Source organism: Nonomuraea sp. NPDC003201 (assembly GCF_053590415.1).
The window spans coordinates 1-3,787 of record NZ_JBSFTC010000574.1 but is presented as its reverse complement, the minus strand read 5'-3'; the positions used below and the strand labels follow the sequence as shown (position 1 = coordinate 3,787).

The window sequence follows — 3,787 nt, the reverse complement described above, 5'->3', positions numbered from 1 at the left end:
GGCGCGCAGGCCGTGCACGCCCGGCAGGCCGGCCAGCCCGTCCGGTGGGGCGGCCAGCTCGGCGTCGATGGAGGTGCGGGTGAGGTGCCGCAGCTCGGCCATGGTGCCGGTCTCGACGGTACGGCCGTCGCGGATGATCGTGATCCGGTCGCAGAGTGCCTCGACCTCGGAGAGGATGTGGCTGGACAGCAGCACCGTACGGTCACCCGCGCGCCGCACCTCCTGGATCGTCTGCCGGAAGACCTCCTCCATCAGCGGGTCCAGGCCGGAGGTGGGTTCGTCGAGGATGAGCAGCTCGGCGTCGGAGGCCAGCGCGGCGACCAGGGCCACCTTCTGCCGGTTGCCTTTGGAGTAGGTGCGGCCCTTCTTGCGCGGGTCGAGGTCGAAGCGTTCGATCAGCTCGTCCCGGCGCCGCCGGTCGAGGCTGCCGCGCAGCCGGCCGAGCAGGTCGATGGCCTCGCCACCGGACAGGTTGGGCCACAGGGTGACGTCGCCGGGCACGTACGCCAGGCGGCGGTGCAGCTCAGCGGTCTGCGTCCAGGGGTCGCCGCCGAGCAGCCGGGCGGTGCCCGCGTCGAGGCGCATCAGGCCCAGCAGAATCCGGATCGTGGTGCTCTTGCCCGCGCCGTTGGGCCCGAGGAAGCCGTGCACCTCGCCAGTCCGTACGACGAGGTCGAGGCCGTTCAGTGCCCGTGCCGGGCCGAACGACTTGACCAATCCGGCCATGGAGATGGCATCGGTCTCAGTCATCATGGGTGTCCTTATGTGGTGATGAGGAGAGGGCTAGAGATCGTCTCCCCGCTGGGCCTCCCAGGCGGCCTGGGCGGCTTTGAGCATGGTGTCGTCGGCGTACAAGCCATGGGTGTAGATCTCGAGCATGGGCAACCCGATGCGCCGCAGCACGTCGGGACCCATCCGCTCGAAGCCGAGCGCGCGGGTCAGGGGTGGCGCCATGGTCAGCGTGGCCAGGCTCACCAGCACGGTGAGCACGGCCAGCGCCCGCACGTCGGAGGACCGGCGCATCGAGCCGCCGGCGATCCCGTCCCGGAAGAGCTGCTCGGTCTCCTCCACCAGCGTGTTGACGAACGTGGTGGCCGCGGAGGAGTCCTCCTCGATCGCGCGCACCATGTACTGCACATGGAGGCGGTACTCCTCCGAGTCCGACAGATATTCCTGGGACAGATCCCGCACGCCGACCAGGTCGGCCACGGTCCGGGCCCTCCGCACCAGGATCTGTAGGACGTGCTCGTCGCAGACGCTCCGCAGGTTGTCCTTGCTGCCGAAGTGCCGGATGACCAGGGCGGCGCTCACCCCCGCGGTGGCCGCGATGGCGCGCAGGTTCGCCTTCTGGAAGCCGTCGCGGGCGAAGTGCGCGATGGCGGCGTTACGGATCTTGGCCTGGGCGGTCAGATCCGCCAAAGAGGCTGAACACACGTTTACTATAGTAAACACGTGTTCAGCATCGTGGCAACAGGGGTCAGAACGTGGTGAGGATGATCTTTCCGTAGACATCCCGTACCGCTCGAATATTGGGTTACGTCGGCTGAGCTGCAGTTAAGCGGCGTGGTGGTATTCGTTGATCACACCTGCGACGACGGGTCTTCGGCGAACGGTCCGCAGGTCGTCAAGGTCGGTCACGTCGCAGGCGGGCTGCGTCGTGGTATCCGGGGCCGTTGGTACCGGGACTGATGTGGCCGATGCCCGTTGTAGTGGATCAGATACTCGCCGAGCACGAAGGTCAGGTGGCGTTCACTGAGGATCAAGATCCCGTCCAGGAGCTCGCGGCGCAGGGTGCCGATGACCCGCTCACAGATGGCGTTCATCCTCGGCGTCCGCGGCAGGGCGGTGATGGCCCGTAGCCCTTCAGCTGTGAAAACCTCCCGAAAGGCGGAGGTGAAGAGCGGGTCCCGATCGTGGATCAGGAACCGCAGCTCGGCGATACGGTCACCCACGTCCATGACCAGGTTACGGGCCTGCTGCACCATCCACGCCCCGGTCGGGTGCGCGGTCACTCCGGCCAGGTGCGATCGCCGGGTGCCGTGCTCGATGAAGATCAGCACATACAGCCCCTTGAGCAGCACCGTCTCGACCACCAGGAAGTCGCACGCGATGATCGCATGGGCTTGAGCGGTCAGGAACTGCCGCCAGGTCGGCCCGGTCCGGCGGGGCGCCGGATCGATACCGGCCGCGTGCAGGATCTCCCACACTGTAGATGCTGCGATCGTGTCGCCCAGACGGGCCAACTCGCCCTGGATCCGCCGATGCCCCCAGGTCGGGTTCTCCCGCGCCATCCGCACGATCAGCGCCTTGACCGGCCGGCGAGTGCGAGGGCGTCCCGGCCGTCGTCTATCGGTGAAGGTCCACTTGTGTGCTACCAGGTGGCGATGCCGGCGCAAGATTGTCGCCGGGGCGACCGGAAACACCTCCACCCATCGGTGCGATGGACCAGCCGCGACATTGCGAAAGCCGTACACGCAGCCGGGCTTTGAGCTTGATGACTCGGCTGGTCCCCTCGCTCTTGGCGTTGGTGATCCCGGCGGGAAGGAACACCTCGATCTCGCTCTGCCAGGCCTCGACGGTCGCGGCGAGCGTCACGAGCTCGGGCAGGTAGGCGTGGTCGGCGCACCAGGCGTAGAAGGCGTGCAGGCGGTGGCTGATCTGCGAGCGGGCAGGGTGGGTGCGGGCCAGGGCGAGCAGATCGCGCAGTTTCTCCTTGGCGTGCCAGCCGGCCAGGATGTGCCGCCGGTAGGTGCCGATCCTGGTCAGGTCCCGTCCCAGAACGGTGCGCTGCCGATCGGTGAGCTCCTCGGCGGCCGAGCGCAGCAGCCTGCGACGATCGCATTCGTGATCGCCCCTTGCGGCCCCGGCGCCCGCGCATCTTCCAGGTCAGCCGCCTGCGTAGCTCGGCGAGCTTGACATTGGCCAACTGCACCACGTGGAAATGATCGACGACGATCCTCGCGTGTGGCAGCCCAGCGCGGATCGCCGAGCGGAATATGGCACACATGTCGATGGCCACATGAGTGATGGCACCACGCCAGGTGGCGGGCTGGGCCGTCAGCCAGGCGGCCACCACGATCGAGACGCGGCTCTCAACCTGGCCCAGCAACCCCTGGCCGCCGGTCATGTCGGTGAAGCCGACACGCCACCGGTCGACGACCTGCCGATATTTCCGGTGTCGGGATTCTGCTCCCAGCGACGCCTGCCACGGCGGATCTTGCCACCCATCCACCTCCACGATCTCCGACACGGCGCCGCCTCGCTGATGCCGGCCGCCGGGGTAGAGATGAAGGTTGTACAGGAGACGCTGGGGCACACCTCCAACTCCTTCACGGCCGACACCTACACCTCGGTCTCTCCCGAGGTTGCGATGGCGGCCGCTGAGAAGACCGCAGCACTTTCTGCTCGCCGAGGAGGACCAGGAGGAGCCCGGAGAGGTGATCCCGCTGCGGGCCTGACCCGCTGCATCAGGAACGGGCCCCGTGATCGCCGTATTCGCACGGCGGGACGGGGCCGTTCCCTTTGCCAAGGTAGTCCCAGAACGCTGATGTTGATCATGGCGTGTGCGGGGTTGGTGCGCGCGAGCACGCACGGAGCACGCAACCGCTAGATGAAAATTCTAGAACGTATCCGATCCCGCATAGCCGCAGGTCAGACCATGATCAAAGCGCGCCCTGCAGGATTCGAACCTACGACCGTCGGATTAGGCAGTCGAAGTCCCCAGAATTCGCGCGCGAGCCCTACCGGAGTTCGAGACAAGGCATTCTGTACATGTTCAGCAAATCAT

Annotated in this window: 3 protein-coding genes and 3 pseudogenes; 1 reads left to right on the top strand and 5 read right to left on the bottom strand. The window is 66.9% G+C overall.

Annotated features, from left to right (window positions below; all coding sequences use genetic code 11):
* The 5 genes and pseudogenes from ACWDX9_RS60935 to ACWDX9_RS60915 all read right to left on the bottom strand — a co-directional run.
* Positions 1 to 753, bottom strand: a 753-nt coding sequence (locus tag ACWDX9_RS60935) for an ABC transporter ATP-binding protein (protein WP_449973051.1), incomplete at its 3' end; no start/stop codon positions are given.
* Positions 754 to 783: 30 nt separating this feature from the next.
* Positions 784 to 1,434 (bottom strand): TetR family transcriptional regulator, encoded by a 651-nt coding sequence (locus ACWDX9_RS60930; RefSeq protein WP_449973050.1) that lies wholly within the window; start codon positions 1,432 to 1,434, stop codon positions 784 to 786.
* A 200-nt stretch (positions 1,435 to 1,634) separates the two neighbouring features.
* On the bottom strand, positions 1,635 to 2,474 hold the full coding sequence (locus ACWDX9_RS60925; RefSeq protein WP_449973049.1) for an integrase core domain-containing protein: 840 nt from the start codon (positions 2,472 to 2,474) through the stop codon (positions 1,635 to 1,637).
* 67 nt (positions 2,475 to 2,541) lie between these two features.
* Positions 2,542 to 2,778, bottom strand: a pseudogene (locus tag ACWDX9_RS60920) (ISL3 family transposase); the annotation flags it as partial.
* Positions 2,779 to 2,902: 124 nt separating this feature from the next.
* A pseudogene (locus ACWDX9_RS60915) lies at positions 2,903 to 3,127 on the bottom strand (transposase); the annotation flags it as partial.
* 90 nt (positions 3,128 to 3,217) lie between these two features.
* Between ACWDX9_RS60915 and ACWDX9_RS60910 the strand changes: the two are divergent.
* Positions 3,218 to 3,400: pseudogene (locus ACWDX9_RS60910) on the top strand (tyrosine-type recombinase/integrase); the annotation flags it as partial.
* Positions 3,401 to 3,787 lie beyond the last annotated feature (387 nt).